Origin of the sequence: Streptomyces sp. ID05-26A, assembly GCF_033794685.1 — a bacterium.
Classification (GTDB): Bacteria; Actinomycetota; Actinomycetes; order Mycobacteriales; family Pseudonocardiaceae; genus Lentzea.
The window spans coordinates 664,926-691,328 of the sequence record NZ_JARAYZ010000001.1 but is presented as its reverse complement, the minus strand read 5'-3'; the positions used below and the strand labels follow the sequence as shown (position 1 = coordinate 691,328).

Below are 26,403 nucleotides of genomic sequence, written 5' to 3'. Positions count from 1 at the left end.
ATGTATGCGACCAGGAACCGCACGAACCGCCGCACCCGCACCGTCCGCGGGCCGGTGAACACCTCCCGCAGCGGAGGCATCCAGGGACTTGTGCTGGTCAGGGACACGAGCCGCGCGGGTGTGTGGGTGCTCAAGCCCACCAAGCCGCAGGCCGCCGTGATCGAGGCTCAGCCCGTCGACGAGGGCAAGTCCGAAGCCTGACGTGCCCGAACTCCCAGAGGTCGAGGTAGTACGCCTCGGCCTTGAAGCCCACGTCGCCGGCCGGGTCATCTCCTCGGTAGAGGTGCTGCACCCACGAGCCATCCGCCGGCACGACCTGGGTTCCTTGGACTTCTGCGCGCGCCTGGCAGGCCAGCCCATGGCCGCCGCCAGGCGCCGCGGCAAGTACCTCTGGGTGGAACTGGCCGACAAAGCCGCCATGCTCGCGCACCTGGGCATGAGCGGCCAGATGCTCATCCAGCCCTCGTCGGCCCCCGACGAGAAGCATCTGCGCGTCCGCTTCCGGTTCGACGACGGCGGACCAGAGCTCCGTTTCGTGGACCAACGCACCTTCGGCGGCCTCGCGCTCGCCGAGCTGGTCGAGGTCGACGGCACGCTGGTGCCCGATTCGGTCGCCCACATCGCGCGCGACCCCATGGACCCCTTGTTCTCCCCTGATGCTGCCGTGCGCGCGTTGCGCCTGCGTCACACCGAGATCAAGCGCGCGCTCCTGGACCAGACCCTCGTGTCCGGCATCGGCAACATCTACGCCGACGAGGCCCTGTGGCGCGCGAAGCTGCACGGCACCCGCATGACGGACAAGCTGACCAAGGTCAAGGCCGCCGAGCTGCTGGACCACGCCACGGACGTGATGCGTGAGGCGCTCGGGCAGGGCGGCACGTCGTTCGACGCCCTCTACGTCAACATCAACGGGCAGTCCGGGTACTTCGACCGGTCACTCAGCGCGTACGGCCAGGAGAACCGGCCGTGCAAACGGTGCGGCGCCGCGATCGTCCGCGAACCGTTCATGAACCGTTCGTCGTATTCCTGCCCGCGGTGCCAGCCGCGCCCGCGAAACTGACTGTTCCTCGTTTCTCCGCGTGAAGAGGAAACGGGAAACCCCTTCCGCGCGGTTGTGCCGTCCCTCCATCCTGCGTAGGTGCTACGAGAATTCCCACTGCACTCCGTAGGAAAGCCCGGCGATGAGGTTGACGAACTCGGCACTCGTCTCATTCGCGAGATCGAGCGCCAGTTGTTGTGTCGAGGGAACTCCGTCCGCGACAACGCTGTGCGGGACACCGTCGTGCCGCCACACCCTGTTCGGCCGCCGGTCCGCGGCGAATCGCACCACCACTCTGAAGTGGCGACAACTGCGATACGGCACGAAAACGTATCGCGGTGCCATTCGCTGGCCCGGCGGGATCCGATGTATCAGTCCCAACGTGTGTCGCTCGTGCTTGCGCAAACGTTTCGGCAATCGGACCGTCGTCTGGAAGTTCGTGGTCGACTCCTGCAGCCGGCCCGCGAGCAGGCCGCCGAACCAGATGTCGGTGTGCAGCCCGATCCGCTCGTCCTGGGCGGGGTGCCGCGGCACGTCGATCGAGGTGGCGATCTCGTCGAGCGTCTGGGCCGTGACGAGGATGCGCCTGCGTTCGTAAGCGACCGGTGTCTCCTCGTCGAGCCGCAGCACCACGTCGAACGAGTCGACGTACCAGCCGTTGCCGCCGTGGCCCGCTCCCGACAGCAGGGCCGACCCGGACGCGGCGTGCTCGGCGAGGGCGGCGAACGCCTTGTCGATCCGCCTGCGCGCGGTGCGGGCGTCGCAGACGAGCGTCACCGCGAGCTCGTCGATGCGGTCGGTGAGATTGACGTCCGCGGCGCTCGGCGCGATGTTCAGGCCCTGCTGGGCGGCGATCTGGAGTTCCGCGGGCAATCGCGTGACCAATTCCTCCAGGTAGACGGTGAGTTTTCGCCGCAATGCCTCGACCTCGTCGCCGGATGCGCCGAACAGCTCGCAGAACTCGGGATCGAGCCGTGTGTCCAGGTCACGATTTCGCATACCGAGGTTCTTTCGAAGGCGCTGCAGGTTTGCGGCCACTAGTGCCGCCAGATCGTCCACGACCTGCATTCTCCTCCATTTCGACGATCGAAACGGGGCAGAAACATGACAGCTGCCGTGCCAACCTGACAGACGATGTGACTGGAATGTCCAGTCGCGTTCAGTGACCATTTCTCGACATGCACCACCTGGATGGTCGTAGTGGACACCCGAGTGGGCGCATTCTCCTTCACGTCATCGAGGTTCACTTTGCGAGACTGGACACGGCCGCCCGCGAAACCACTCCTCTACCGCTGGTACGACCGGCTGCTCGACGGCCGGCACGGACGCCGGGACGGCCGTGCCGGACTTTCGGGCAGGACGGGCTGGTTGCAGGCGCTGCGCGAGCTCAGGACCGAGCGGGTGAGCCGGGAACGGGTCGACGGTGAGTGTGACCTGATCGAGCTGACCGACCGCAGGAGCATCGCGGCGAGCCCGATCGAGGCGCTGCGCGACCGGCTGGCTCGGCTGGAGCTGGAGCTCGCCGAGGCGGACAAGGAACCGGACCTCGACGGACCGGTGCGACTGGCCGACCACCGCCACCCGCCCGAGTTCGCGGTGAGCCGTCGGCGTGCCGCGCACCTCGCCCGCCGCCGGGACGTGGAGCTGCGCTACTTCGAGGCGCAACGCGCCCTCGGTGAGGCCGTGCAGCTCGTCTCGATGATCGACCGGGAGATCGAACGACTGGAGGAGGTCGTCGAGCTGCGGGCGGACATGGTGCGGGCGCACGGCTCGCGCCGCATCGCCAGCTACTGGCAGCACTTCGCCCGCGCGCACCGCGACCACGCCGAGAAGGCGGGCGAGACACCGCCGCGCGAACCCGATCTGCCGTGGGACGACGAGGGAGGACGGGACCTGTGAGCAAGCAGGAAGAGCCGGAGTCGCTGATGTTCACGCCGTCCTCGGTGGACGAGGCGGCCGCGCGCGCCGAGATCGAGCGGCACGCCGAGGCCCTGCGGCACTCGGTCGACGAGGCCGTCGGGCACCCGCTCGACAATCTGATCAACGCGTGGGCGGACAAGTGGGTGGCCGACGTCGAGGCCGAGCACGCGCTCTACCTGGCCCGCGCGGAGGCACCGCTCGGCACGGCGAACACCCGGCTGAACGAGCTGGACGTGGCGAAGCAGCAGGACACCAAGCGACTCGACGAGACCGACGAGGCGCGGGCCGCCGCGGTCAGCGCGCTCGACGGTGACAAGCCGCTGCTCGGCGGCCGTCCCCGGTCGCTCTACCTCCACCTGATCGCCCTGGTCTGCGCGACGGCGGCCGACGTCGCCGCGTTCATCCAGGTCGTGAACCTCCTCGGCCGGCAACGTCAGTCGGTGACGGTGATGCTCGTCGTCGGCTTCACCGCGTTGGTGATCTACCTGGCGCACCTCGCCGGCGTGCGGATCAGGGACGGGAGGTGGAAGTCGGCGGCCGCCTGCCTGGTCGTCTGGGCCGCGATGGGACTGCTGGCCGCGTGGGTGCGGCTGATCGCACCACCCCCGGCCACCGCGAAGGTCCAGATCTCGCTCGACGCCGTGACGCCCGCCGCGAGCCAGGAGAACTCGCAGTTCGCGTTCGCCGGAGCGGCGCTCTTCCTCGCGCTGTACCTGGGAAGCGGCCTCGCGGCGGGCCTCGGCGCCTACCTCACCCATCACCCGGGCCGCAGCGCGTTCCTCGCCGCGATCGTCGCGAACCGCAAGGCGGGCAAGAAGGTCCGTGCGACCGAGCTCCAGCACGGCGCCGCGCGCACGACGTGGCAGGCCCAGATCAGCGCGAGGGACGCGGCCGCGAAGGTCCTCGCCTCGCAGCGGGCCCGTCGGCTCGCGTTCGCCGAGGAGCTCAAGCAGTACACGCGGGTGCTGCTGGCGGGAAAAGCCCGTGACCCGTCGGTCACCGACGCGATCCTCGCCCAGGACCGACGGCCCTACGACTACTCCACCAACGGATCCTCCGGAAGGCACGCATGAACCGCCGCCTGCTCGCCACCCTCGCCGCCGCGCTGCTCGTGCCGTCACTGGCCGCGTGCGACGCCGAGACCGCCATCCCCAGCCCGAACTTCGTCCCCTGCACGGTGTCCCACGACCAGCCGATGGCGTTCGTCGTCGGCGCGCGGGCGAACGTGCCGAAGCCCGAGGTGCCCGAGGCGGTGAACAACCTGATGACCGGCGTGGCACGGGCGCACCAGCCGATCACGCTCGTGCGGCTCGACGGCAAGCCGGAGTACGTCTTCACCGAGAACCCGCCGGCCGCGGCGGAGAACCCCGACACCGACGCAGCGGAGGTCCAGCAGTACCTGAACCGGATGACCGTGGCGTTCCGGGACAAGATCCGCGCGCAGGCCCCGGAGGCGAACGTGCTGCGGGCGTTGACGATCGCCTCGCAGAAGGTCGGGCCGGGCGGCACGATCGTGGTGATGGATTCGGGCCTGCAGACGGTGGCGCCGCTGCGGTTCGGTGAGGACGACGTCCTGACGGCGGATCCCGCCGAGGTCGCCACGTTCCTCTCGAAGGAGAAGCAGCTGCCCGACCTGTCGGGCCGGTCCGTGGTGCTGGTCGGGCTCGGCCTGACCGCGCCGCCGCAGCCGGAACTGGACCCGCGCTGGCAGAACAACGTGTTCGACGTCTGGAAGTCCGTCGTCGAGGCCTCGGGCGGTTGCGCGGCGAAGGTGCTGCACGGGTCGACCGCGGCCGCCGCCGTCGAGTCGCCCACCGTCTCGGTCGTGCAGCCACCGAAGCCCGTGGAACCGAAGACGTGCGGCACGGTCGAGCTCGGCGAGGCCGACAACATCTCGTTCAAGCCGGACAGCGCCGAGTTCCGCGACCCGGCCGGGGCGCGCACCACGTTGCAGCGGCTCGCGGACACCATGCGCGCCAAGAAGCAGAGGGCCGACCTCATGGGCACCACGGCGAGCGTCGGCCCACCCGCGGGCCGGGTGGAACTGTCCGGTCAGCGCGCGGCCGCGGTGAAGTCGGTGCTGGTGGAGCTGGGCATTCCCGCCGACACGATCACGACCAGGGGAGTCGGCACGGACTGGCCGGGCCACGTGACCGACCTCGGCCCCGGTGACGTGCTGCTGCCCGGCCCCGCCGCGCAGAACCGCAAGGTCGTCGCGACCTTGACCTGCCTCGAGCAGTGATGTTCGGCGCCTGGTGGCACGGCACGCGCGACGGCAGGCTCGGCATCCCGACCCCCGGTGCGCGGTCGACCCCGCACCGGGAGGTGCTGATCCGCGGTGCGCACGAGGCGTTCGAGAAGGAACGCGTCGAGCACGAGGCGCTGTCCACAGTGGATCGTGAGGAGCTGGTGCGGCTGCGCACGTTCCGCGTGCACGTCGTCGAACGGCTGGCGCGGGCCGAGTCCGGGCTCACCCGCGCCGAGGTGCTGCCGTCCGAGGAGGCGCTGACGGCGCGGCGGCCCGGTGAGGAACGCCGGGGCCTCGCGGTGGTCAGGATGCGGCGTGGCCGGGAGCACCTGAAGTCGGTCGCGGAGGCCGACCTCGCCGTGCGGTCCGCCCAGGCCGACCTCGACCGGCTGGACGCGGAGATCGCCGCGGTCGAGGACCGGGTCGAGCGGCACCTGACCGTCGCGGCGGCGCGGTGCCGGCGGATCCACCGGCTCACCCACCGGCAGATCGCGGTGTACCTGCGCGCGCTGGTGCGGGCGCATCCACGGGGCTCCGCGGCGCTGTCGGGGATCGACAGGCTCGATCCCGGCCTGCCCGAGTGGCTCGACCCGGAACGGGTGCGCCCGGAGTCGCCGGATCCCGCACCGCCCCAGCCCACCCCGGAACCGCAGGGCCCGGACGTCCGGCGTTTTCCCTTGCAGCCGCGGACGGTCATCGGCCGTCACGAGGACTGCGAGGTCCGCATCGACGGCTACCAGGTCGCCGAGAAGCACGCCGTCGTCGAGCGCAAGGGCGACCGGTGGGAGCTGCGGGACCTCGGTCACTCCGACGGCACGTTCCAGGGCGGCAAGCGGGTCCGGCGCACCGTGCTCGTCGCGTTGTCCGTCTTCGACATCGCCGACCACCGGTTCCAGATCAGCAAGGACGAGCGGGAACTGATCGTCACGCCGCTCGGTGAGTGCGACCTGGTCGTGCACAACCTGTCCGCGGTCCACGATCCCAACAGCAGGCCGAGACTCACCGCGATGTCGCTGGTGCAGCGCGAACGCACGGTTCTCGCGGTGCTGGGCCCGTCGGGAGCAGGCAAGAGTTCGCTCTTCTCCGCGTTGCTCGGCGAACTCGACACCGGAGGCGACCTGTTCTTCGAGGGGCTCGACGTCCGGACGCACCGCGAGCAGTTGCGCAGCAGGCTCGGGTTCGTGCCGCAGGACGACGACATGCACCGGGCGTTGACCGTGGAGTCGCTGCTGCACTTCGCCGACCGGCTGCGCCGGCCGTCCGACCGCGCTTCGGGCGATGACGTGGTGAGCGACGTGTGCGATCAGTTGCAGCTGACCAAACACATCGGCAAACCGGTGAACAAGCTCTCCGGCGGACAGCGCAAACGTGTGTCCGTCGCGCTGGAGATGCTGAGCAACCCGCGGTTGCTGATGCTCGACGAACCGACCTCCGGGCTCGATCCGGGCATGGACCGCGACGTCATGGTGATGCTGTCGGAGTGCGCGAACCGCGGCTGCACGGTCGCGTTGGTGACGCACGCGACCGAGCACCTGCACCTCGCCGACCAGGTGCTGATCCTCGCGCCGGGGGGAAGTCCGGTGTACTGCGGACCGCCGGACGGTGTGCTGCGCACGTTGGAGGTGGACACCTACGCGGACCTGATGAAGTTGTTGGAGGGCAAGGAGGACAAGGAGCGGGTCGACCGGCTGATCGCGGACTACCGGGGGAGCGCGGTGGTCGCGCGGGCCGCGCAGGCGGTGCGGGAGGCCAAGGCGTCGCGTGACGAACCAACGCCGGAGAAGGAGCGGGGCAAGGTCCGGGCGTTCCTGCACCAGCTGCCGATCCTGGTGGCGCGGCAGGTCGTGCTGACGTTCTCCGGGGTGGCGGGTGTGATGCCGTTCGTCATCGCGGCCATCGCCGCGGTGATCGCGGCCGGTGTGTCGAAGGACGACGTGCTGCGCGCCGGTCCGGCGGCGGAGGCGTCGATGGCCGCGTTGAGCATCCTGGTCACGCTGTGCGTGCTGACCGGTCAGGCGCTGAGCTACAGCAACCTGGTCGAGGAGCACCGCGTGATCGTCCGGGAGCACCGCACCGGCACGGTCACCGCCGCCGTGGTGCTGTCGAAGTGGCTGGTGTTCGCGGTCATCGCCCTGGCCCAGGGTGCGATCGCCGCCTGGGTGTTCGTGTGGTGGCGGAACTCGCCCGAACACGCCGTCACGGCGATGCCTTCTGCTGTGGAGCTGATGTGCGGGCTCATGGCGACGTGTGTGGCCGCGATGTCGCTGGGGCTGCTCATCTCCGCGTGCTGCAAGGACCTGAAGATCGCGGTGACCGTCACCTCGCTGGTCGTCGTGGCGCAGGTCGCGCTCAACGGCGTCACCACGAGCCTCGCGGACGGCGGCTTCGCCGCGCAGGCGGCCAAGGTCCTGCCGGCCAGGTGGGGACTCGCCGCCACAGCGTCCACCGTGGACCTGACCGCGATCTCGCCACTCGCGCCGAAGGACGACCTGTGGCAGCACACGAAGAGCGGGTTGCTGTTCGACCTGGGCTGTCTCGCCGCTCTGACCGTGCTCTTCACCTGGCTCGCGGTGGTCGTGCTCAACCGAAGGTTGCGGTGATCAGTCTTGGATGCGCTGGATCTGGGCGTGGACCTCGTCGGCGACGTGCCGGCGCACCCACACCTGCCGCCGGTACGCGGCCTCGACGGTGAGTCCGACGGTCACGACGATGGCGGCGAGCACGATCGCGGGCACCCACAGGCGCATCGCGGGCAGCGCGGCCGACGTCATCAGTCCGACCGCCGCCGCGGCCCAGGCCGTGGCCAGCAGCAGGGGGAGCGCGTGGTCCGCGGTGAGCCAGGTCCACCGGCCCCTGCTCGCGTCCCGGGAGAGCACGTCGGCGGCGTTCTCGAGATGGGTGATGTGCCAGCTGATCCGTTCCGGGTCGGCACCGGCCACCTGCCTGCGCAACAGGCGTTCGAGCTCGCGGCGCACCGGGGCGGGCTTCACCGGTTCCTTCAGTCGCACGGGCCAGTGGTTCTCGCGGAACTTCTCGGTCTTGTACTGCTCCAGCACGAGGAAGATCGCGTACATCGCCCCGCCGCCGGCGATGAGGACGAGCAGCGGGCGCAGCTGCGGTTCGACCGGCGAGCTGAAGACGATCGCCACGGTGAACCCGGTGAGCAGGATGCCTCCCGGCGCGGCCACCAGCAGGTTGTACGTCGTCGGGTCGAGGTCCTGCGCGAGCCGTTCCGCGGAGTTGATCTGCTTGCGGCCCAGCGAGACCACGCCGACCGAGAACAGCACCACGACCAGGAGTGCGGTGGCGGCGAAGGAGATCTGTGCGGCGGCCTCCCTGGTGCTCGCCGACAGCGTCAGCACCGGCGTGGCGAACGCGGCGAGGCCGAGCAGGGCGGCGAGCGGTCCCGCCCACGGACGCGCCGGTGTCTGCCCGACGGCGGCACGGCGACGCGGTTCGCCGGCGATCTTCTCGCACAGCCGGACGTGCTCGGGGTCGTCGATCGTGCGGTGGGCCTGGAAGTTGGCGAACTCCCGGATGGTGCGCGGGAGTTCGTGCGCCCTGGGCATCTTCGCGCCGTCCAGCAGCAACGGGATGATCGTCTTTCCCGCGGCGAGCGCCCACCTGATCTCGTTGTGCACCCAGTCCGCGCCGTCGGTCCTGAGCTCCTTCGCCCAGCCGTCGTGCACCACGACGACGACCACGTCGGACCGGTCGAGGTGGCGGCGCAACTGGTTGGGGTAGCGGCGGCCGTGCCCGATCGTGGCGGAGTCGAGGAACACGGTGCCGCTCCCGAACTCGGCGACGAGCAGCGCGTAGAGCGTTCGGACGAAGGCGATGCGCTCGTCGTGCCGCCGGTAGTTGAGGAAGGTGCCGCCCATGTCGAGCGACCGTACCGGGATCTCCGCGGTGCGCGACATGACACATGAGCGCACCGATGTGGCGATTCCTTGTCATGTAATGGGAAGCAGGTGACTACGCACAATGCGCGGCATGAGCTTGGTAGGGATGCGGTGGCTGAAGCCGGGTCTGGTCGCGGTGGCGGTGATCCTCGTGGTGGGTGCCGTGCTGCAGCTGGCGGGCGCGCTGCCGAACCTCTCGCCGTTCGCCAGGAAGACCATCGACCTCAGTCACCCCGCTGTGCTCAAGGAACTCCGCAACCTCAGCCAGTACCACGCCGCCACCGGTGACTACGAGGTCGTCATCGACATCGAGAAGGACGCGCCGTGGCTGCCCGACTTCCTCGCGGGCGAGCGGACGCTCTTCGTCGGCGCGGGCACCGTCAACGCCTACGTCGACTTCAACGGCCTCGCCGACGGGATGCTGGTCATGTCGCCGGACCGGAGGACCGTCGAGGTGCGGATCCCCGAGCCGGCGCTGGACAAGCCGAACCTGAACAACGAGCGCAGCTACGTCTTCGACCAGAAGCGCGGCCTGCTCGACCGGCTGGGCTCGGTGCTCGACACCAAGAGCCAGCAGGAGTTCTACCTGGCCGCCGAGAAGCGGATCGCCAAGGCGGCCGAGGAGTCCGAGCTGCGCAAGCGGGCCACGGAGAACACCAGGGCGATGCTCACGGGAATGCTGCGAGCGCTGGGATTCGAGGTCACGGTGGTGGAGAACCGATGAGTGGCGGCATCTTCGTCTGTTACCGCAAGAACCACCTCAGCGGGAGGCGCGGCACGGCCCTGGCGGTCGAGGCGTTCATCGAACGGCTGCGCACCCACTTCGGCTCGGAGAAGATCCGCGCGGACACGGAGATGATCGGGGGCGATCACTTCCCGACCGTGTTGAGGGAGTGGTTGCGGGGCAGCGAGGTCGTGCTCGTGTTCGTCCACCAGGAGTGGCTCGACGACCTCGTGGAGCGCAGGAACGAGAAGGGCGACTGGGTCCGCTGGGAGGTCAGGACAGCCCTGGAGCTGGGGTTGCACGTCATCCCGGTGTTGCTGGACAAGGCCACCCTGCCGACCGAGCGGGCGCTGAAGAAGAAGCGGTTCCCCGACGTCGCCGAGCTCGGCAACCAGCAGTTCCGGCGCATTCCCTTCGGGGAGTGGCAGGTGGCGGGCGCTGAGCTGATCCGATTGCTCGAAGGGCGCGTCGCCACCGAGGAACCTCCTGCGCCGCAACGGCCCGATCCAGCACGTCCGCGCGGCCTCTGGCCGGTGGCGGTCGCGGCTCTGCTCGGCCTTGCCGCACCCTGGTCGCTGGTCCAGCTGCTGGTGCCGGGAGTGGAATCGAGACAGGTCTGGCTGACCGCGCTCGCCCTCGCGATGGTCTTCCCCCTGCTGATTCCGTTGGGGACGGTCGCGGCCGTGAACGTGATCCGGGCCAGGCTCGACAAGAGCGACGAACATCTGGCCCAGCTCGCGCACGACCAGAAGACCAACATCACCGTCGGGCTGTTCGTGGCGGCCATGGGTTTCATCGTTCTCTTCATCAGCAACCTGGTGTCGTGGCATTGGCAGCTCCTCGCGATGGCGGTGATCGTCGGGTTCGCCATCACCGCCGGAGACAGGTGGCTGAGGGATCGGCGCAAGGGCGACTTCTGGCCCTACACGAGCCTCGCTCCGAACCCCGCATCCGTCCGTGGTGCCCTCGCGCACGCCGAGCGGTTCATGAAGGACCATCAGCCGTTGCTCACGAAACGGCAGCGCGAGCAGGTCGAGTTCGTGTTCGGCCAGGTCGAGTGGGCCGTGGACCAACTCCGCGCACTCGCCGCGCTGTCCCGGTGGGCGTGGTTGCGCAGGTCCGTCGTCTGGCTGCCCGCGGTGCACGTGCTGTTCGTCGCCGCCGTGGCCGGCAGTGCGGCAGGCGCACTCGTCGAGGGCGCCCGGGGTTACACCGGTCTGCTCGCCGGCGCGCTCGTCGCCGCGCTGCTCTGCCACTTCGTCACCGTCGACCTCGCGTACCGGTTGCAGCGCTGGCGCCGGAAGGTCGTCGCCGATGCCGCGCCCGCTGAGGTGGACCGTCTGCGCAAGGTGCTCGCCGAGATCAGCATTCCGCCCGCCGCTCCCGAGGAGACCACCGAATGAAGATCTTCATCGCTCTGCTCGTGCTCGTCCTCGCCGGGTGTTCCGGCGCCGAGGCTCCCACTCCGCGGGCAACGACGACCACCACTCCCGCGTCCTCCAGTCAGAGCGGGCCGAAGATGCCGAAGGTCGTGGAGATGCGGCTCGCCGACGCGCGGGAGTTGTTGAAGGCGCAGGGGTATCGGGTGGCGGAGGAGGACGAGACCGGGCAGACGCGGGAGATCCTCGAGCCGTTGAACTGGGTGGTCGTCTCCCAGTTGCCCGAGGCGGAGGCCGAGGCGCCGAGCGGGACGCAGGTGTTGTTGAAGGTGCGCAAGCCGACCGACACCTCCGCGAGCGCCGAGCCCACGACCAAGGGGGCCGTGCCGAACGTCGTGTGCCTCGATCTGCAGAAGGCGCAGGACACGTTGCAGGCGGCGGGGTTCTTCGTGCTCTGGTCCGAGGACGCGACGGGGCAGGGCAGGCAGCAGCTCGTCGATCGGAACTGGGTCGTGGTGAGCCAGTCGGAGGCGGCGGGCAGCACGCCCGATCCCAAGACCAAGATCACGCTCGGGGCGGTGAAGTTCGGCGAACCGACCGGTGCGTCCGGCTGCAAGAGCTGACGCGCGCCTGTTGAGACGGCCTCCCGGGTTGCTGACCTGGGAGGCCGTTGCCGTGAGATCCCGCCGTACTTCTGGATTAGACAGTACTGCGCAGTGCGTAGTACTGTTCACAGCGCTACAGCGACGACTCCTGAAAGACGGAGTTCGTGTGAGGCGGAGGGGTCATGGACACGAGCCAGCTGCTCAAAGGAGTGCTGGACCTGGCCGTTCTTGCAGTTCTGCGCAAGGACGACGGGTACGGGTACGACGTGGTGCGCAGGCTGCGTGCCGGGGGGTTGAACGGCGTGGGCGACGCGTCGGTGTACGGCACGCTGCGCCGGCTCTACAACGCGGGGATGCTGACCTCGTACGTCGTGCCCAGCGAAGAGGGGCCGCACCGCAAGTACTACAGCATCAACGAGACCGGGCGGGCGCGCCTGGCTGAGTCGAGGGAGACGTGGAGGTCGTTCGCCAGCACGCTGGACGGCCTGATCGAGGAGGTCGCAGCATGAACACGCAAGCGCTCGGTGTCGAGCACTACCTGGCTGGGATGCGCGCCGCCCTCGACGACCTGCCGCCCAACGAGGTCGCCGAGATCATGGAGGACACCGAGGCGCACGTCGCCGAGCTGTCCACCGAACTCGGTGAGGACGAGACGCTCGAGCAGCGCCTCGGCACTCCGGAGCAGTACGCGCAGGAGCTTCGTCAGGCCGCCGGTTACCCGTCGCGGACCGAGCGGTTGCCGGTCACGACGAAGAAGCAGGTGCTGAGCCGGCCTCGTGCCGCGGCGTGGGGGCTGGTGGCGGCCACCGGCATCACGGTGCTCGCGGGAGCAGCGGCGTTGCGGGAGCCGGCGGTGCTGCTCCTGCCCGCGGTGATCCTCGTGCTGAGCCTGGCGCTGGTGAACGACCGGGGGCCCGTCCAGCAGGAGATCATGAACCTGCCGGAGACGATCAGGCTCAAGCAGTGGCTGACGCCGGAGGCGGGCACGCCTGCCGAGCGGGCGATCACCTACCTCAAGTCGTTGCAACCGGCCTGGTGGCTGGTGCGGGCAGGCTTGCTCGGCCTCGGTGCCGTGCTGCTCGCCGGTCGCGACCTCCTCGGGTTCCTCGCGATCGCCGCCGTCGCCGTGGTGTCGGTGTTCGCCGGGCCGCGCGCCAAGACCGACCGGCGCTGGCTGTGGTTCAGCCTGCCTGCCTCGGCGCTGGCGGTGGGGCTGCTGTTCCAGGTGATCGACGTGACGGCGGGGCAGCTCGGCTACAACGCGTCGAGGTCTTCGTACTCGGGTCCCGTCATGCAGACGTACGAGAACATCTACGTCTACGACGAGAACAACAAGCTGCTCACGAACGTGACGCTGTACGACCAGGACGGTCAGCCGATCAACGCGCCGCGGTCGTACAACAGTTGCGGGCGTGCTGACGGCAGCGATCCGGATCCGGTGTTTCCGGCCAACCGCTATCCGCGTCCGGTCATCGACTACCAAAACGGCAGTTGTTACACAGTGGAACCGACCGTGACCGCTCCGTCATCGGCGTCTTCATCATCGCCATCAACGACGGACACGCCACCGTCGAGTTCTGGAAGCGCAACTCCGAGCTCGGTGCCACCTACTTCTGTGTCACCAAGCAAGTAATGCTGGAGCGGGACCCGTCGGGGGGTCCCGCTCCTACTTGTTCTCCTGCGGGTCGGCCAGGTGCCGCAAAACTGGCATGGCCGAGCGCAGGTGTTCTCTGTCTTCCGTCGAAAGTTCGGACATTCTTTCACTCAATAGTTCGGCTTCGCCGTGAGCGAGCGACAGGATCGTCTCGCGGCCGACTTCGGTGAGCACGACTATCGTGGCCCGGCCGTCGGCGGCGTCAGGCTCGCGACGGACGAGACCGGTGGACTCCAAGCTGGTCACGACGGTTGTGGCGGTCGGCTGTGAGCACAGCGCGCGCACCGCGATCTCGCCGATCCGCATCGGGCCGTGGGCGCTCAGTTCTGACAGCACCAATAACTGGGTGGGTTGCAAACGACGGGCCGGAGCGGCCTGTCGAAGACTTCGCACCAGCCGGTGCACGGCCACCACGAGTTGAAGTGCCTCGTGGTTGGTGACGGTGGTGGGCATCGTTTCTCCGCGCGCATGTGATTGTCCGAATTCGGACACGAACCCTGGCACTTTCCCTCATTCACGCTCCGCGCGCTATCCGCCAACTGCCGATAACCCATTCGGCCGTTGTGGTGACACGGGGTGTCACGGCGCGCGTCCGACACACTTAAATGTGCTGGTAAACGGCGTAAAAAGCGCGCTGAAGCTCACTCGAACGGGCGCCGGGCTGAAGCATGATTCAACAAGACAGATCTCCTGTCAGAACTGTGGGAAGGCGCACTCGTTTCGCCGGGTGGCCCAGCGCGTACCCCCGAACGGTCCATGTTCGGCCGGGAGCAGACTGGTCTGGTGAGTCCGAAACCCAGACGTGGCGAGCTCCGCATCCACCTCGGCGCCGCTCCCGGTGTCGGCAAAACCTTCGCCATGCTCAGCGAGGCGCACCGCCGGCGGGAACGCGGCACAGACGTGGTCATCGGATTTGTCGAGACCCACGGCCGGGCGAAGACCGCTGAACTGGTCGAAGGCCTGGAAATCGTCACGCGCAGGCACTTCACGCACCGCGGCGTCGAACTGACCGAGATGGACGTGGACGCCGTGCTGGCCCGCGCTCCGCAGGTCGCCGTCGTCGACGAACTGGCGCACACGAACGCTCCCGGATCCCGTAATGCAAAGCGGTGGCAAGACGTCGAGGAACTCCTCGAAGCCGGGATTGATGTGCTGACCACAGTCAACATTCAGCACCTGGAATCTCTCAACGACGTCGTCCATCGCATAACGGGCGTACCGCAGCAGGAAACGGTGCCGGACGAGGTCGTGCGCAAGGCCGACCAGACTCAGCTCGTCGACCTCACGCCGGAAGCGCTGCGCCGCCGGCTCGCCCACGGCGACGTCTACGCGGCGAACAAGATCAACGCCGCGCTCGGCAACTACTTCCGCGTCGGAAACCTGACCGCGCTGCGGGAGCTCGCGCTGCTGTGGGTCGCTGACCAGGTCGATGTGGCGTTGCTGCGCTATCGCACCGAACAGCAGATCACCGACACGTGGGAGACGCGCGAACGAGTCGTCGTCGCCATCACCGGTGGCGCGGAGAGCGAGACGCTCATCCGTCGTGCGCGTCGCATCGCCACGCGCGCGGGTGGCGACCTTCTCGCCGTGCACGTGCTGCGCGGTGATGGCCTCGCGGGCGCCGATCCGCACTCACTGCAGAAGTACCGCAAGCTCGCCGAGGACGTCGGTGCCACGTTCCACACCGTTGTGGGCGACGACGTGCCATCGGCGTTGCTGGAGTTCTCACGCGGCGTCAACGCCACACAGCTCGTGGTCGGCACCTCGCGCCGTTCGCGGTTCGCGCGCGTGTTCTCGGCGGGCATCGGCTCCACAGTTGTGCAGGAGTCCGGCGCGATCGACGTCCACATGGTCACGCACCCGGCGACGACCAGCGGGTGGCGCGCCCGGTTCGCCGGCAGCCCGTTGAAACCGAGCAGGCTCGCGTGGGGCTGGTTCCTCGCGGTGGCCGGGCCCGCGCTGGTGACGGCGGCGGGGGCGTCGTTGCGCAGCGGGCTGAACTTCTCCACGAACGTCATCGGCTACCTGCTGGTGACGCTCGTCGTGGCGATCGTCGGCGGCCTGGGTCCCGCGATCGCCACGGCGCTGATCAGCGCGTTGCTGCTGAACTTCTTCTTCACCGAGCCCATCTACACGTTCACCATCGACGCGCAGCAGAACGTGCTGACCTTCTTCGCGATGATCATCGTGGGCGTCTCCACGGCGTTGGTGGTGGACTATGCCGCTCGTCGTGCCACCCAGGCGGCGCGCGCTCGCACCGAGGCCACGCTCCTCGCGTCGTACGCGCGCACGGTGCTGACGAACCCGCAGCCGCTCGTACGGTTGTTGGAGAAGGTGCAGGAGAACTTCGGCCTCACGTCCGTCGCGCTGTTGGAACGCGTCGATGGTTCGTGGGAGCGCGTTGCGTGCGTCGGCGTCGGTCCGTGCGAGGAGCCCGACGACGCTGATGTCGACATCGCCGTGACTCCGGAGGTGCACCTCGCGCTCCGCGGTCGTTCGCTGCCCGCGTCCGACCGCAGGGTCCTGGAGGCCGCCGCGGGTCAGGCGTTGCTCGCCCTGCGGCAGCAGCGCATGGCCGAGCAGACCCTCGAAGCCCAGCGCCAGGCCTCCCGCACCGAGCTGCGCACCGCACTTCTCAGCGCCGTCGGCCACGACCTGCGCACGCCGCTGACCTCGATCAAGGCGTCCGTCGGCTCGTTGCGCGACCCGGAGCTCACGTTGTCCGCCGAGGACACCGCCGAACTGCTGGAGGCGGTCGAGGAGTCGGCGGACCGGCTCACCGGCCTCGTCGACAACCTGCTCGACTCGTCCCGCCTCGCGACCGGTGCCGTGGCACCGCGGTTCCGGGCGGTCGGCTACTACGAGGCCGTCGCGCGGGCGTTGGTCGGCCAGGCGGGAGACGTCGAGGTCGACGTGCCGGAGTCGCTGCCGCCCGTGCGCGCCGACGTGGGCCTGCTCGAACGCGTGATCGCGAACGTCGTCGGCAATGCCCTGCGCTACGCCGGCGCCGTGGCGTTGCGCGCCTCCGCCCACGGCACCGAGGTGGAGCTGCGCGTCGTGGACCACGGCCGCGGCCTGCCCAGCGGCACCGCTGAGCAGGTCTTCGCGCCGTTCCAGCGCCTGGGCGACCGCACGCCGGGTGGCGTTGGTCTCGGTCTGAGCGTGGCGAAGGGCTTCACGGAGGCCATGGGAGGCACGATCACCATGGAGGACACACCCGGTGGCGGCCTCACCGTGGTGATCTCACTCCCCGCCGAGGAGAGGGTCGCGTGACAAAAGTACTGGTGGTCGACGACGAGCCGCAGATCGTGCGCGCCCTGCGGATCAACCTCTCGGCCCGCGGGTACGAGGTCCTCACCGCCTTCGACGGCGCCACGGCGTTGCGGCTCGCCGCCGACGGCAAACCGGACGTCGTGGTCCTGGACTTGGGCCTGCCCGACATGGACGGCACCGACGTCATCGCGGGCCTGCGCGGCTGGACCAGCCTGCCGATCATCGTCCTGTCCGCCCGCACCGACTCGTCCGACAAGGTAGACGCCCTGGACGCGGGTGCCGACGACTACGTGACGAAACCATTCGGCATGGATGAACTGCTGGCCCGCCTGCGCGCCGCCGTCCGCCGCTCGGCCGTGACCGGTCCCGAGGACGAGCCGATCGTGAAGACCGGCTCGTTCACCGTCGACCTGGCGGCGAAGCGCGTGCTCAGGGACGGCGCCGAGGTGCACCTCACGCCCACCGAGTGGGGTCTGCTGGAGGTGCTGGCACGCAACGCGGGGAAGCTCGTCGCACAGAAACAGCTGCTGCGCGACGTGTGGGGTCCCGCGTACGAGAAGGAGACGCACTACCTGCGGGTGTACCTGGCCCAGTTGCGGCGCAAGCTCGAACCGGAGCCCGCGCGGCCCCGACACCTGCTGACGGAGCCCGGCATGGGGTACCGGTTCGAGCTGTGACCGCCGGTCAGCTGGTCAGGGCTTCGGGTCCAGCGGGGGCGTGGTCGACGACGAGGACGACGGCGGCGTGACCGACGGCTCCGAGGACGGAGGCGTCGACGACGGCGGCTCCGTGTGCGGGGGTGGCGTGCTCTGCGTCTCGGTCTGCGTCGGCTGGGGCTGGGCGGTGGTCAGCTGCGGCTGGTCCGGCGTGCCCGGCTTGGGCTGGTCCTGAGGCTTCGCGGCCTGCTTGCGCTCCGGCGCGGACGCCTTCTGGGACGCGCCGGAGGACACGGTGACGACGACGGTGCTGGTGCTGCCGTCCGGTGCGACGCTCGTGACGGTCTGCACGACGTCGGCCGCCGTGCGTTCGGGAGCCGCCTCGCGGCCGGACGCGGCGAGCATGGACGCCACGGTGGCGAACAGGGTCGCCACGACCACGCCGCCCGCGGCCAGCATCACCGCCGTGCCCTTGCGCTTCTTCGGGGCCTCGGCCGGTGACTGCGGATGATCTTTCTCGAACACCGATCGCTCCTCGGGGGAAACCCGGTCGGATGGACTTGCGTTCGAGTTATCGGCGGAAACGAACCAACGCCTCAGTCGTGCCACACCTTCGTGTAGCAGTGCGTCACAAGGCGGTGACTGGCGTAACCCTAAGCGGGCGGCGTCGTTGTGGTCGTGCTCGACCCAGCGGTGGTGGTCGTCGTCGAGTCCGTCGTGGTCGTCACCTTGGTGGTCGTCGTCGTGGACGACGAGGTGATCACCGGCGGCGGGTCGTCGGTCGTGACCGTGGTCGTCGTGCCGTCCGGACGCGTGATGGTCGTGACGCGCGTCTGCTTCTTCGTCGTCGTGGTGGTCGGGGGCGTCGTCGTCTCGGTGGTCGTCGACGTCGTCTCGGCGGTCGGCGACGGCGAGGACGTCGGCACGATGCTCAGGGCGTCGCGCACGGCCTCCCTGCGCGGCGGTTGTGTCGCCGGGGACTCGGACGCGGTGTCCGAGCCTGCCGCCATGGAGGCGACGGCGGCGAAAACGGTCGCCAGCACGACACCTGAGGCGGCGAGGACGACCTGCGGTGCACCTCGGAAGAAGCGCGGGCGCGAGTCCGGTTCCGGGCTCTCGTACACGAAGTTTCCCCTGTTAGAACGGTCAGCGGCCGAAGTTCTGGGTCCAGTAGTTGCCGCGGGTGTCGAGTCCCACGCCCATCGTGGTGAAGCTGCAGTTCTCGATGTTCTCGCGGTGGCCGGTCGACTTCATCCAGCCGTCCACGACGGCGGCGGCGTTGGGGTACCCCATCGCGATGTTCTCGCCGCCCGGCTTCGGGTAGCCGGCCTCGCGCATGCGGACGTCGAACGTCCTGCCGTCCTGCGAGGTGTGCGAGAAGTACTTCTTGTTCGCCATGTCCGTGCTGTGGGCCTGCGCGGCGGTCGTGACGCGGTCGTCGATCACGAGGGCCTTGCACCCGGCGGCGGCACGGGCGTCGTTGACGAGCGCGAGCACGGCCTGCTCGGGGGTCTGGCCGGTCGGCGGCTGCGTCTGCGCCGGCGGCTTTGGGGCCTCGGGCGGCGGCGTCGTGGTGGACGGGGCCGCGGGCGTCGAAGGCGTGGAGGAGGGCGTCTCGGACGTCGTCGAGGTGGCGGGCACCGAGGAGGACGTCTGGGGCGCGGGGGCGCCGGTGTCGGCGTTGCCGCCGTCGGAGGGCTGTCTGTTGCTGTTGGGTGCGGCGGCGTTTCCCGTTCCGAACTGGTTCGCTGCGTCGGTGGTCTCCTGCTGCGCGGCATTGGTGAAGTTGATGCCGAGAGGGGAGTTGCCGGTGACGGCGAGACCGCCGATACCGGTTGCACCGATCAGCAGGCCGAGTAAGAGGCTGCGGGCACTCACGGGTCGGGACCGTACCACTAATGGGTGACAACCCCAGCGTGCGTCTTCGATCACCTGGCGTGACTACGCAACCATTCGGAGGTGGACGTGCGACTAAACGCGTGGGTGCGGGGCCGGGTTCAGGGCGTTGGTTTTCGCTGGTGGACGCGAGCCCGTGCACTAGAACTGGGCCTGGTGGGCAGTGCTTCGAACCGGCCGGACGGACGGGTCGAGGTGGTTGCCGAGGGTTCGCGCGAGAAGTGTGAACAACTGCTGAAAGCTCTCCGTTCGGGTGACACCCCCGGACACGTCGACTCGGTCGGTGAGCAGTGGTCGGACGCGAGGGGCGACCTGACCGGGTTCATCGAGCGCTGAACCGTTTTCAGGGAGACGGCGTAGTAGGAGATCGTGGACTCCTCGGAAGAAGTCCTCATCCAGCTGTACGAGCGCTGGAGAGGCCCGCTGCTGCACTACGTGCTGCGGCTGGTCGACGGCGACTACCAGCAGGCGGAGGACGTCGTGCAGGAGACGCTGCTCCGCGCGTGGCGGAACCACGAAGATCTGAAACCGGACGACGCGGCACCGTGGCTCTACACGGTCGCGAAGAACCTGGTGATCTCCGGCTACCGCCGCCGCAACGCACGCGCGACCGAGGTGCCGCTCGAACCGGTGGACCTCCCGCCGGTCAGCGACCAGGTCGAACACGTGCTGCAGACGTGGCAGATCGCGTCGGCGCTGCGGGCGCTCACGCCTGAGCACCGGACGGTCGTCATCGAGCTGTACTACCGCCGCCGCACCGTCGCGGAGGCCGCCAGAACGCTCGGCATCCCGCCGGGCACGGTCAAGTCGCGCTGCTTCTACGCACTGCGGGCGCTGCGCGACGCACTGGAGGAGAGAGGGGTGACCGAGGCGTGAGCTGCCAGCACACCGTCGACGTCGGCGCCTACCTCTTCGGCTCGCTCGACCTCAAGGAACGAGCCGAGTTCGAACGTCATCTCGGCGACTGCGACTGCTGTCAGGCCGAGATGCTGCGGCTGGCCCCGCTGCCGGGGCTGCTCGGCCGACTGACCCTGGAGGACGTCGAGAACCTCGACGAGATCCCGGCCCTCCCGCCGGCACCGAGGCACGACCAGCGCCGCGTGCTGATCGCCTGCGCGGCGGTCCTCGTGCTGCTCGCGCTCGCCGGTGGCCTCTTCTTCCTGCAGCCGGCGCCGACACCCCCCGTCGCGGCACCGAGCACGCCGTCCCCGTCGCTCCCGCCCACCTGGACCTCGAAGGACGCGGCCACCGGCGTGAACGGCCAGGCCGAGATGGTCTCGAAGTCCTGGGGCACCGAGATGTGGTTCAAGCTCGGCGAGGTCAAGCCCGGTGCGCGCTGCAAGGTCATCGTGTTCGACCGCAAGGGGCAGCGGGAGGTCGGCGGCTGGTGGGGCTCCGACCACGCGCCTGACGAGCGCATTCCCGGTTCCACGTCGTTCCGGGTCGACCAGATCGAACGGTTGGAGGTCTCCGACGAGAGCGGGCTGTTGGTTACTCTCCGTCCCTAGAAACGCAGGTCAACGGCGGGGTCCCGCATCACCCGCAAGCGCTTGGGTACTCTGCCCGGCGTGCATCTCAAGAGCCTGACGCTGAAGGGCTTCAAGTCCTTCGCCTCGGCTACCACGCTGCGCTTCGAGCCCGGCATCACCTGTGTGGTCGGCCCCAACGGGTCCGGCAAGTCCAACGTGCTCGACGCGCTGCGCTGGGTGATGGGCACGCAGGGCGCCAAGGACCTGCGCGGCGGCAAGATGGAGGACGTCATCTTCGCCGGCACGTCCGGCCGCGCGCCGCTCGGCCGCGCCGAGGTGACGCTGACGATCGACAACGCCGACGGCATCCTGCCGATCGAGTACACCGAGGTGTCGATCACCCGCCGCATGTTCCGCGAGGGCGGCACCGAGTACGAGATCAACGGCAACTCGTGCCGCCTGATGGACATCCAGGAACTGCTGTCGGACTCCGGCATCGGCCGCGAGATGCACGTGATCGTCGGTCAGGGCCAGCTCGCCGCGATCCTCGAGTCCAAACCGGAGGAACGGCGCGCGTTCATCGAAGAGGCCGCCGGCGTCCTGAAGCACCGCAAGCGCAAGGAAAAGGCGCTGCGCAAGCTCGAGGCGATGCAGGCGAACCTGACGCGTCTCACCGACCTCACCGCCGAACTGCGCCGCCAGCTCAAGCCTCTGGGCAAGCAGGCCGAGATCGCCCGCCGCGCGCAGGTCGTCCAGTCCGAGCTGCGGGACAGCAAACTCCGCCTGCTCGCCGACGACCTGGTGACGCAGCGCGAGACCATCCAGCAGGAGGAGCACGACGAGGCGAAGGCCCGCGTGCGCCGCGCCGAGGTCGAGAAGTCGTTGCAGGCGGCCCAGTACCAGCAGAACGAGCTGGAGGAACGGGTCGCGGCCGACTCGCCGAAGCTGCAGGCCGCGCAGGACACCTGGTACCGGTTGTCCGCTTTGGAGGAACGCCTCCGCGGCACCGTCCGCCTCGCCGCGGAGCGAGCGCGGCACCTGTCCGACGTCGTGGACGCGCCGAGCCGCGGCCGTGACCCCGACGACCTCGACCGCGAGGCCGAGGAGACCGCCGAGATGGAGCTGGAGCTCCAGGAGGGCGTGACCGAGGCCCGCATCGCGCTGGCGGAGGCCGTGGAGACGCGTGCCGAGCTGGAACGCATGGTCTCGCAGGCGGAGAAGGCGCACATCGCCGCCGTCCGCGCGATCGCCGACCGCCGGGAGGGCCTCGCGCGCCTCTCCGGTCAGGTGGAGGCGTTGCGCAGCAAGACGAACGCGACCGCCGAGGAGATCGAACGCCTCTCCGTCACGGTCGTCGAGGCCTCCGAACGCGTCGAGTTCGCGTCGATCGAGCTGGCCGAGGCGCAGGCGGTCACCGGCTACGAGGACGAGGGCGACAACGACCTCGACGAACGCCATCGCCACGCCGTGCAGTCCAATGACGCGGCACGTCAGCGCGTCGAGGAGCTGGTGAAGGCCGAACGCACCGCGGAACGCGACATCGCGTCGTGGCGTGCTCGCGTCGACGCTCTCTCGCTGGGGCTCACGCGCAAGGACGGTGCGGGCGCGCTGCTCGCGTCGGACGTGCCGGGCCTGCTGGGGTCCGTCGCCGCGCTGCTGACCGTCGAACCCGGCTACGAGGTCGCGCTCGCCGCGGCCCTCGGACCGATCGCCGACGCCGTCGCGGTGTCGTCCGGTGACGGCGCGCTCGCCGCCCTGAAGCTGTTGAAGGAGAAGGACGCCGGCCGCGCGGGTGTGCTGATCGGCTCCTACGGGTCCACTGTGGACACTTCGCAGTGGGGCTACCTGCCGCACGGCGCGAGGTGGGCCATCGACGTCGTGCACGCCCCCGAGGCGTTGCGTCCGGCGTTGGCCCGCGCGCTCGATCGCCTTGCGGTCGTGGAAGACCTGGACTCCGCCGCCCGCCTCGACGGCCGCGCGGTGACCCGTGAAGGCGACCTCTTCGGCACGGACTGGGCCATCGGCGGCTCGGGCGCGCAGGGCCAGAGCGTGATCGAGGTGCAGGCCGCCGTCGACGAGGCGCAGGAGCAGCTCGCGACCGCGGAACGGGCGCTGGAGCACGCGACGGCCGCGCTGGAGGGTGCCCGCGCCGAGCAGCAGTCCCGCCGCAAGGTGCTCGACGCGGTCAAGGAGGCCGTGCAGGAGGCCAAGGTCCGCCAGGCCCGCTCCGGTGAGCGGCTGAACCGGATGGTCGCGGCGGTGCGCTCGGCGGAGGCCGAGGTCAGCCGCATCAGCGAGCAGCGCGCCAAGGTCGAGCGGTCGCGCGAGGAAGCCCTGATGAAGCTGGGCGAACTCGAAGAGCGGCTGCTGATGGCCGAAGAAGAGCAGACCATGGACGACGAGCCGGACACCGAGCAGCGCGACGCGTTGTCCGCGGAACTGGCTCAGGCTCGTCAGGGCGAGATGGACGCACGCCTGGTGCAGCGCACTGCGGAAGAGCGCGCACGGGCCGTACAGGGCAAGGCAGAGGGCCTGCGTCGTGCCGCACGCGCTGAGCGTGAGGCCCGCGAACGCCATGCCCGCGCGACGGCTCACCGTGCGCGCGGTGCCGTGGTCGCGAAGGCCGTCGCCCACGGCGGCGAGAAGGCGTTGGAACGCATCGAGCTCTCGCTGTCCCGCGCGGCCCGTGAACGCGACCAGGCCCAGGAACGCCGTTCGCAGCACGAACTCCTGCTGACCCAGGTGCGCAACCTGGTGCGTGAGATGTCCGGCGAGCTGGAGAAGCTCGTCGACGCCGTGCACCGCGACGAGGTCCTGCGCGCCGAGCAGCGCATGCGCATCGAGCAGCTGGAGACCAAGATCGCCGAGGACTTCGGCATCGGGCTGGAAGACCTGGTCAACGAGTACGGCCCGGACGTCATGGTGCCCGCCTCCGCCGCCGAGATGGCCGAGTACCAGGCCGCCAAGGACCGCGGCGAACAGGTCTCCGAGCCGCAGCCGATGCCGTACGACCGCGACACCCAGTCCCGCCGCGCCAAGCGCGCCGAGCGCGACATGTCGTTGCTGGGCAAGGTGAACCCGCTCGCGCTGGAGGAGTTCGCCGCGCTGGAGGAGCGCTACAAGTTCCTCTCCACGCAGCTCGAGGACATCAAGGACACCCGTCGCGACCTGCTCACCGTCGTGAAGGAGGTCGACGACAAGATCCTCGAGGTCTTCACGCTGGCCTACGAGGACGTGGCGCGTGAGTTCGAGATCGTCTTCAAGGTCCTGTTCCCCGGTGGCGACGGCCGTCTGGTGCTGACCGAGCCCGGCGACATGCTGACCACCGGCATCGAGCTGGAGGCCCGTCCGCCCGGCAAGAAGGTCAAGCGCCTGTCGCTGCTCTCCGGTGGCGAGAAGTCGCTGGCCGCCGTCGCGATGCTGGTCGCGATCTTCCGCGCCCGCCCCTCACCGTTCTACGTGATGGACGAGGTCGAGGCGGCGCTGGACGACACGAACCTGCACCGGCTGATCGGCCTGTTCCAGCAGCTGCGCGACCGCTCGCAGCTGCTGATCATCACGCACCAGAAGCCGACCATGGAGATCGCGGACGCGCTGTACGGCGTCTCGATGCGCGGTGACGGCATCTCGCAGGTGATCTCGCAGCGGCTGCGCACGACTGGCGACGAGCCCGCTCGTGCGGCCGTGCAGGCGCCTGTGGAGGAATCTTCGCCGGAACCGGCGGACGCGGAGGCCTGAGAGGGCGGACGGGGCGGTGCCTGGGGGGCTTCAACCAACCCCGGCCGCGGCCTCTGCTTCGAACCGCGTCAGCGCGGTGACTCTCCTCCTGGAACAGCAGGAGAGACCCCCAATTTCACCGTGCGGACGCGGTTCGGCGCCCTGAACGGGTGAGATCCCCCAGTTCAACCTCACCACTTCAGGTGCGCACGGACCACTCTGCCGGACCGCCCTTGTGAAAACCTTGTATCGCCTGGTCAGGCGCCGCGAGAGTCCAACCTGGCCGCCTGCTCTGGCGTCGGCGCGGTGCCGCCGAGGTGCACCGGCGCCCACCAGGCGCCGGGCTCGTTCGGGTAGGAGGCCTGCGCAGTGTCGAGCAGGTCCTGCATCCGCTTGCGCAGCACCTCGTCACCGGAGTCGCCGGCGGAGGGCTCGAACGGCTCGCCGATGAGGATGGTGATCGGGACGTGCCGCTGGGTCAGGTTCTTGGGCCGGCCCTTGGTCCACAGGCGCTGGGTGCCCCACAGTGCGACGGGGACGATCGGAACGCCGGCCTCGTGCGCCAGGCGGTTCGCGCCGGACTTGATGTCCTTGACCGTGAACGAGCGGCTGATCGTGGCCTCGGGGAAGATCCCGACGACCTCGCCGGTGCGGAGCGCGGACAGGGCCTGCTGGTAGGAGGCCTGGCCCGCGCTCCGGTCGACGGGGATGTGGTGCATGCCGCGCATGAGCGGGCCTGCGATCTTGTTGGCGAAGATCTCGTGCTTCGCCATGAACCGCGTGAGGCGCCCCGAGGGACGTGCGCCGTACCCCGCGAAGATGAAGTCGAGGTAGCTGACGTGGTTCGACGCCAGGACCGCTCCACCGGTACGAGGGATGTGGTGCGCCCCCTCCACGGTGATCCGCAGATCAAGCACCTTGAACATGAGCTTCGCTGCGGCGATCACCGGGGGATATACGCGATCCGACATGCTTCCGAACGGTAGCCTAGGGAACCTACTGGTCGGTAGCGGACCCTTCGTGTTCTCGCATGACCTTCGGCACGCCCGCCAGGTCCTCGTCGTTGCAGAGCAACTTGAGGTCGTAGTAAGGGTTGCCGTGGGTGTCGTCGTAGTCGAGATGGACTGCGATCACGTCCACGGGTTCGCCCAGCCAGTCCTGGGTCTGCCGCAACCAGGCGGCAGCGCGTTCCAGAGCTGACGGAAGATCATCGTCTCGGAATTCGACCGGCCGATACGGAACTCCCTGGACACCGTCCCGGATGTTCGGCGGCAAGGGCAGGTCGACGGCCACCCCGGATTCGTTGAGATCGAGTTGGATCGTTTCCTCACTCACCGTAGAAGAGTCCCCCACCCTCACCTGCCCTGCAAGCCCGAATCTGGGTGCCGTGCCTGCGACGTCGGTGTTCGTGAGGTGGCATACCAGCGTCACGCAGTGCGTCGATGTGAGTGATGTCTCCCACGTCAGGGGGAGCGCTTGAGGAACGCGATGTCGCGCTTGACCTTCGTGATCCGGTCGTGGGTGGGCAGCAGCACTCGCGACAGCACCGCGTGGAGCCGCTCCAACTCTTCCGCGGCCCCCTCGGAGTCGCCCGTCCTGTACCGCAGGTTGGCGAGCAATTGCCGGGTCTCCAGGACGTCCGGGTGCTCCGGACCGAGGACGCGGACCTGGTCGCGCAGCAGCGGTTCGCAGACGCCGACGGCCTTGCTGAACTGCTTCGCGGTGCCGAGCACGCGCGCCAGGCTCAGCCGGGCGTTGAGGGTCCGGGGATCGTCCGAGCCCGCCACCGCCACGTGTTCCTTCACGAGCGCGCTGAGCTCGGAGGCGGCCGACCTGAAGTCTCCGGCGTGGGCCTTGGCCTCGGCCCGAGCGGTCCGCACGGCCAGTTCTTCGGACGACATCCACGTCATTTTACCGGGCC

The 26,403-nt window shown here is 69.2% G+C and carries 26 protein-coding genes; 17 read left to right on the top strand and 9 right to left on the bottom strand.

The genetic code is table 11. The features are described from left to right. A complete protein-coding gene (locus PV646_RS03370) occupies window positions 1–201 on the top strand; it encodes a hypothetical protein (protein WP_030467960.1) in 201 nt (66 codons plus the stop codon). Between the two features lies 1 nt (window position 202). Further along, entirely contained in the window at window positions 203–1,060 is an 858-nt protein-coding gene (mutM, locus tag PV646_RS03365) for a bifunctional DNA-formamidopyrimidine glycosylase/DNA-(apurinic or apyrimidinic site) lyase (RefSeq protein ID WP_500339977.1), read from the top strand. A gap of 81 nt (window positions 1,061–1,141) precedes the next feature. Here mutM and PV646_RS03360 read toward each other — a convergent pair whose 3' ends face one another. Beyond that, window positions 1,142–2,038, bottom strand: coding sequence for a hypothetical protein (locus tag PV646_RS03360; RefSeq protein ID WP_500339975.1), 897 nt, complete (start codon window positions 2,036–2,038; stop codon window positions 1,142–1,144). A 249-nt stretch (window positions 2,039–2,287) separates the two neighbouring features. Between PV646_RS03360 and PV646_RS03355 the strand changes: the two genes are divergently transcribed. From PV646_RS03355 to PV646_RS03340, 4 genes are read left to right on the top strand one after another with little or no spacing between them, the layout of a single operon-like run. Beyond that, window positions 2,288–2,938 (top strand): hypothetical protein, encoded by a 651-nt coding sequence (locus PV646_RS03355; protein ID WP_500339974.1) that lies wholly within the window; start codon window positions 2,288–2,290, stop codon window positions 2,936–2,938. Then, window positions 2,935–4,032 carry a hypothetical protein gene (locus PV646_RS03350; protein ID WP_500339973.1) on the top strand — a complete coding sequence of 366 codons (1,098 nt, stop codon included), beginning with the start codon at window positions 2,935–2,937 and terminating at the stop codon, window positions 4,030–4,032. Before PV646_RS03355 ends, PV646_RS03350 begins: the two co-directional genes overlap by 4 nt. Further along, complete coding sequence (locus tag PV646_RS03345) at window positions 4,029–5,201, top strand: OmpA family protein (protein ID WP_500339972.1); 1,173 nt, start codon at window positions 4,029–4,031, stop codon at window positions 5,199–5,201. Before PV646_RS03350 ends, PV646_RS03345 begins: the two co-directional genes overlap by 4 nt. Next, on the top strand, window positions 5,201–7,807 hold the full coding sequence (locus tag PV646_RS03340; protein WP_500339971.1) for an ATP-binding cassette domain-containing protein: 2,607 nt from the start codon (window positions 5,201–5,203) through the stop codon (window positions 7,805–7,807). The genes PV646_RS03345 and PV646_RS03340 overlap by 1 nt, the downstream gene beginning before the upstream one ends. Here the strand turns inward: PV646_RS03340 and PV646_RS03335 are convergent, their stop codons facing one another. Continuing rightward, entirely contained in the window at window positions 7,808–9,127 is a 1,320-nt protein-coding gene (locus PV646_RS03335) for a TIR domain-containing protein (protein WP_500339970.1), read from the bottom strand. A gap of 73 nt (window positions 9,128–9,200) precedes the next feature. Between PV646_RS03335 and PV646_RS03330 the strand changes: the two genes are divergently transcribed. From PV646_RS03330 to PV646_RS03310, 5 genes are all read left to right on the top strand, one after another. Then, the gene (locus tag PV646_RS03330) at window positions 9,201–9,833 is read left to right on the top strand and encodes a DUF4230 domain-containing protein (RefSeq protein WP_500339969.1); all 633 of its coding nucleotides are present in this window, start codon (window positions 9,201–9,203) and stop codon (window positions 9,831–9,833) included. Further along, window positions 9,830–11,236: a toll/interleukin-1 receptor domain-containing protein gene (locus PV646_RS03325; protein WP_500339968.1), complete on the top strand. Its 1,407-nt coding sequence runs from the start codon at window positions 9,830–9,832 to the stop codon at window positions 11,234–11,236. The genes PV646_RS03330 and PV646_RS03325 overlap by 4 nt, the downstream gene beginning before the upstream one ends. Beyond that, window positions 11,233–11,835, top strand: a complete 603-nt coding sequence (locus PV646_RS03320; RefSeq protein WP_500339967.1) for a PASTA domain-containing protein — start codon at window positions 11,233–11,235, stop codon at window positions 11,833–11,835. Before PV646_RS03325 ends, PV646_RS03320 begins: the two co-directional genes overlap by 4 nt. Before the next feature lie 164 nt (window positions 11,836–11,999). Next, complete coding sequence (locus tag PV646_RS03315; protein ID WP_500339966.1) at window positions 12,000–12,326, top strand: PadR family transcriptional regulator; 327 nt, start codon at window positions 12,000–12,002, stop codon at window positions 12,324–12,326. Beyond that, the gene (locus PV646_RS03310; protein WP_500339965.1) at window positions 12,323–13,450 is read left to right on the top strand and encodes a DUF1700 domain-containing protein; all 1,128 of its coding nucleotides are present in this window, start codon (window positions 12,323–12,325) and stop codon (window positions 13,448–13,450) included. Before PV646_RS03315 ends, PV646_RS03310 begins: the two co-directional genes overlap by 4 nt. 33 nt (window positions 13,451–13,483) lie before the next feature. Here the strand turns inward: PV646_RS03310 and PV646_RS03305 are convergent, their stop codons facing one another. Continuing rightward, window positions 13,484–13,924: a MarR family winged helix-turn-helix transcriptional regulator gene (locus PV646_RS03305; RefSeq protein ID WP_500339964.1), complete on the bottom strand. Its 441-nt coding sequence runs from the start codon at window positions 13,922–13,924 to the stop codon at window positions 13,484–13,486. A gap of 330 nt (window positions 13,925–14,254) precedes the next feature. Between PV646_RS03305 and PV646_RS03300 the strand changes: the two genes are divergently transcribed. Together PV646_RS03300 and PV646_RS03295 are read left to right on the top strand one after the other, a co-directional pair. Further along, window positions 14,255–16,744: a DUF4118 domain-containing protein gene (locus tag PV646_RS03300; protein WP_500339963.1), complete on the top strand. Its 2,490-nt coding sequence runs from the start codon at window positions 14,255–14,257 to the stop codon at window positions 16,742–16,744. Then, window positions 16,741–17,421, top strand: a complete 681-nt coding sequence (locus tag PV646_RS03295) for a response regulator (protein ID WP_500339962.1) — start codon at window positions 16,741–16,743, stop codon at window positions 17,419–17,421. Before PV646_RS03300 ends, PV646_RS03295 begins: the two co-directional genes overlap by 4 nt. 15 nt (window positions 17,422–17,436) lie before the next feature. Here PV646_RS03295 and PV646_RS03290 read toward each other — a convergent pair whose 3' ends face one another. The 3 genes from PV646_RS03290 to PV646_RS03280 all read right to left on the bottom strand — a co-directional run bounded on the left by PV646_RS03290 (window position 17,437) and on the right by PV646_RS03280 (window position 19,278). Next, window positions 17,437–17,925: a hypothetical protein gene (locus PV646_RS03290; protein ID WP_500339961.1), complete on the bottom strand. Its 489-nt coding sequence runs from the start codon at window positions 17,923–17,925 to the stop codon at window positions 17,437–17,439. A 128-nt stretch (window positions 17,926–18,053) separates the two neighbouring features. After that, window positions 18,054–18,524, bottom strand: coding sequence for a hypothetical protein (locus tag PV646_RS03285; protein ID WP_500339960.1), 471 nt, complete (start codon window positions 18,522–18,524; stop codon window positions 18,054–18,056). A 22-nt stretch (window positions 18,525–18,546) separates the two neighbouring features. Further along, window positions 18,547–19,278, bottom strand: a complete 732-nt coding sequence (locus PV646_RS03280; RefSeq protein ID WP_500339959.1) for a CAP domain-containing protein — start codon at window positions 19,276–19,278, stop codon at window positions 18,547–18,549. An 81-nt stretch (window positions 19,279–19,359) separates the two neighbouring features. Between PV646_RS03280 and PV646_RS03275 the strand changes: the two genes are divergently transcribed. Genes PV646_RS03275 through smc form a run of 4 tightly spaced genes read left to right on the top strand, consistent with a single transcriptional unit; the run spans window position 19,360 to window position 24,503 of the window. Further along, window positions 19,360–19,632 carry an acylphosphatase gene (locus PV646_RS03275; RefSeq protein ID WP_500339958.1) on the top strand — a complete coding sequence of 91 codons (273 nt, stop codon included), beginning with the start codon at window positions 19,360–19,362 and terminating at the stop codon, window positions 19,630–19,632. A gap of 33 nt (window positions 19,633–19,665) precedes the next feature. Further along, window positions 19,666–20,172 carry a sigma-70 family RNA polymerase sigma factor gene (locus tag PV646_RS03270; RefSeq protein WP_500339957.1) on the top strand — a complete coding sequence of 169 codons (507 nt, stop codon included), beginning with the start codon at window positions 19,666–19,668 and terminating at the stop codon, window positions 20,170–20,172. Next, a complete protein-coding gene (locus PV646_RS03265; protein ID WP_500339956.1) occupies window positions 20,169–20,804 on the top strand; it encodes an anti-sigma factor family protein in 636 nt (211 codons plus the stop codon). Before PV646_RS03270 ends, PV646_RS03265 begins: the two co-directional genes overlap by 4 nt. Window positions 20,805–20,864: 60 nt before the next feature. Continuing rightward, window positions 20,865–24,503, top strand: a complete 3,639-nt coding sequence (gene smc / locus PV646_RS03260) for a chromosome segregation protein SMC (RefSeq protein WP_500339955.1) — start codon at window positions 20,865–20,867, stop codon at window positions 24,501–24,503. Window positions 24,504–24,739: 236 nt separating this feature from the next. Here smc and PV646_RS03255 read toward each other — a convergent pair whose 3' ends face one another. The 3 genes from PV646_RS03255 to PV646_RS03245 all read right to left on the bottom strand — a co-directional run bounded on the left by PV646_RS03255 (window position 24,740) and on the right by PV646_RS03245 (window position 26,383). Continuing rightward, complete coding sequence (locus PV646_RS03255) at window positions 24,740–25,453, bottom strand: lysophospholipid acyltransferase family protein (RefSeq protein ID WP_500339954.1); 714 nt, start codon at window positions 25,451–25,453, stop codon at window positions 24,740–24,742. A gap of 25 nt (window positions 25,454–25,478) precedes the next feature. Beyond that, on the bottom strand, window positions 25,479–25,775 hold the full coding sequence (locus PV646_RS03250; RefSeq protein WP_500339953.1) for a hypothetical protein: 297 nt from the start codon (window positions 25,773–25,775) through the stop codon (window positions 25,479–25,481). A gap of 170 nt (window positions 25,776–25,945) precedes the next feature. Beyond that, window positions 25,946–26,383: a tetratricopeptide repeat protein gene (locus PV646_RS03245; RefSeq protein ID WP_500339952.1), complete on the bottom strand. Its 438-nt coding sequence runs from the start codon at window positions 26,381–26,383 to the stop codon at window positions 25,946–25,948. Window positions 26,384–26,403 lie beyond the last annotated feature (20 nt).

Coding starts and splice junctions, on each gene's coding strand:
- PV646_RS03325 (WP_500339968.1), top strand. CDS start 9,830: ATGAGTGGCGGCATCTTCGTCTGTTACCGCAAGAACCACCTCAGCGGG.
- PV646_RS03320 (WP_500339967.1), top strand. CDS start 11,233: ATGAAGATCTTCATCGCTCTGCTCGTGCTCGTCCTCGCCGGGTGTTCC.
- PV646_RS03245 (WP_500339952.1), bottom strand. CDS start 26,383: ATGTCGTCCGAAGAACTGGCCGTGCGGACCGCTCGGGCCGAGGCCAAG.
- PV646_RS03255 (WP_500339954.1), bottom strand. CDS start 25,453: ATGTCGGATCGCGTATATCCCCCGGTGATCGCCGCAGCGAAGCTCATG.
- PV646_RS03370 (WP_030467960.1), top strand. CDS start 1: ATGTATGCGACCAGGAACCGCACGAACCGCCGCACCCGCACCGTCCGC.
- PV646_RS03340 (WP_500339971.1), top strand. CDS start 5,201: ATGTTCGGCGCCTGGTGGCACGGCACGCGCGACGGCAGGCTCGGCATC.
- PV646_RS03310 (WP_500339965.1), top strand. CDS start 12,323: ATGAACACGCAAGCGCTCGGTGTCGAGCACTACCTGGCTGGGATGCGC.
- PV646_RS03360 (WP_500339975.1), bottom strand. CDS start 2,038: ATGCGAAATCGTGACCTGGACACACGGCTCGATCCCGAGTTCTGCGAG.
- PV646_RS03335 (WP_500339970.1), bottom strand. CDS start 9,127: ATGTCGCGCACCGCGGAGATCCCGGTACGGTCGCTCGACATGGGCGGC.
- PV646_RS03315 (WP_500339966.1), top strand. CDS start 12,000: ATGGACACGAGCCAGCTGCTCAAAGGAGTGCTGGACCTGGCCGTTCTT.
- PV646_RS03345 (WP_500339972.1), top strand. CDS start 4,029: ATGAACCGCCGCCTGCTCGCCACCCTCGCCGCCGCGCTGCTCGTGCCG.
- PV646_RS03330 (WP_500339969.1), top strand. CDS start 9,201: ATGAGCTTGGTAGGGATGCGGTGGCTGAAGCCGGGTCTGGTCGCGGTG.
- PV646_RS03305 (WP_500339964.1), bottom strand. CDS start 13,924: ATGCCCACCACCGTCACCAACCACGAGGCACTTCAACTCGTGGTGGCC.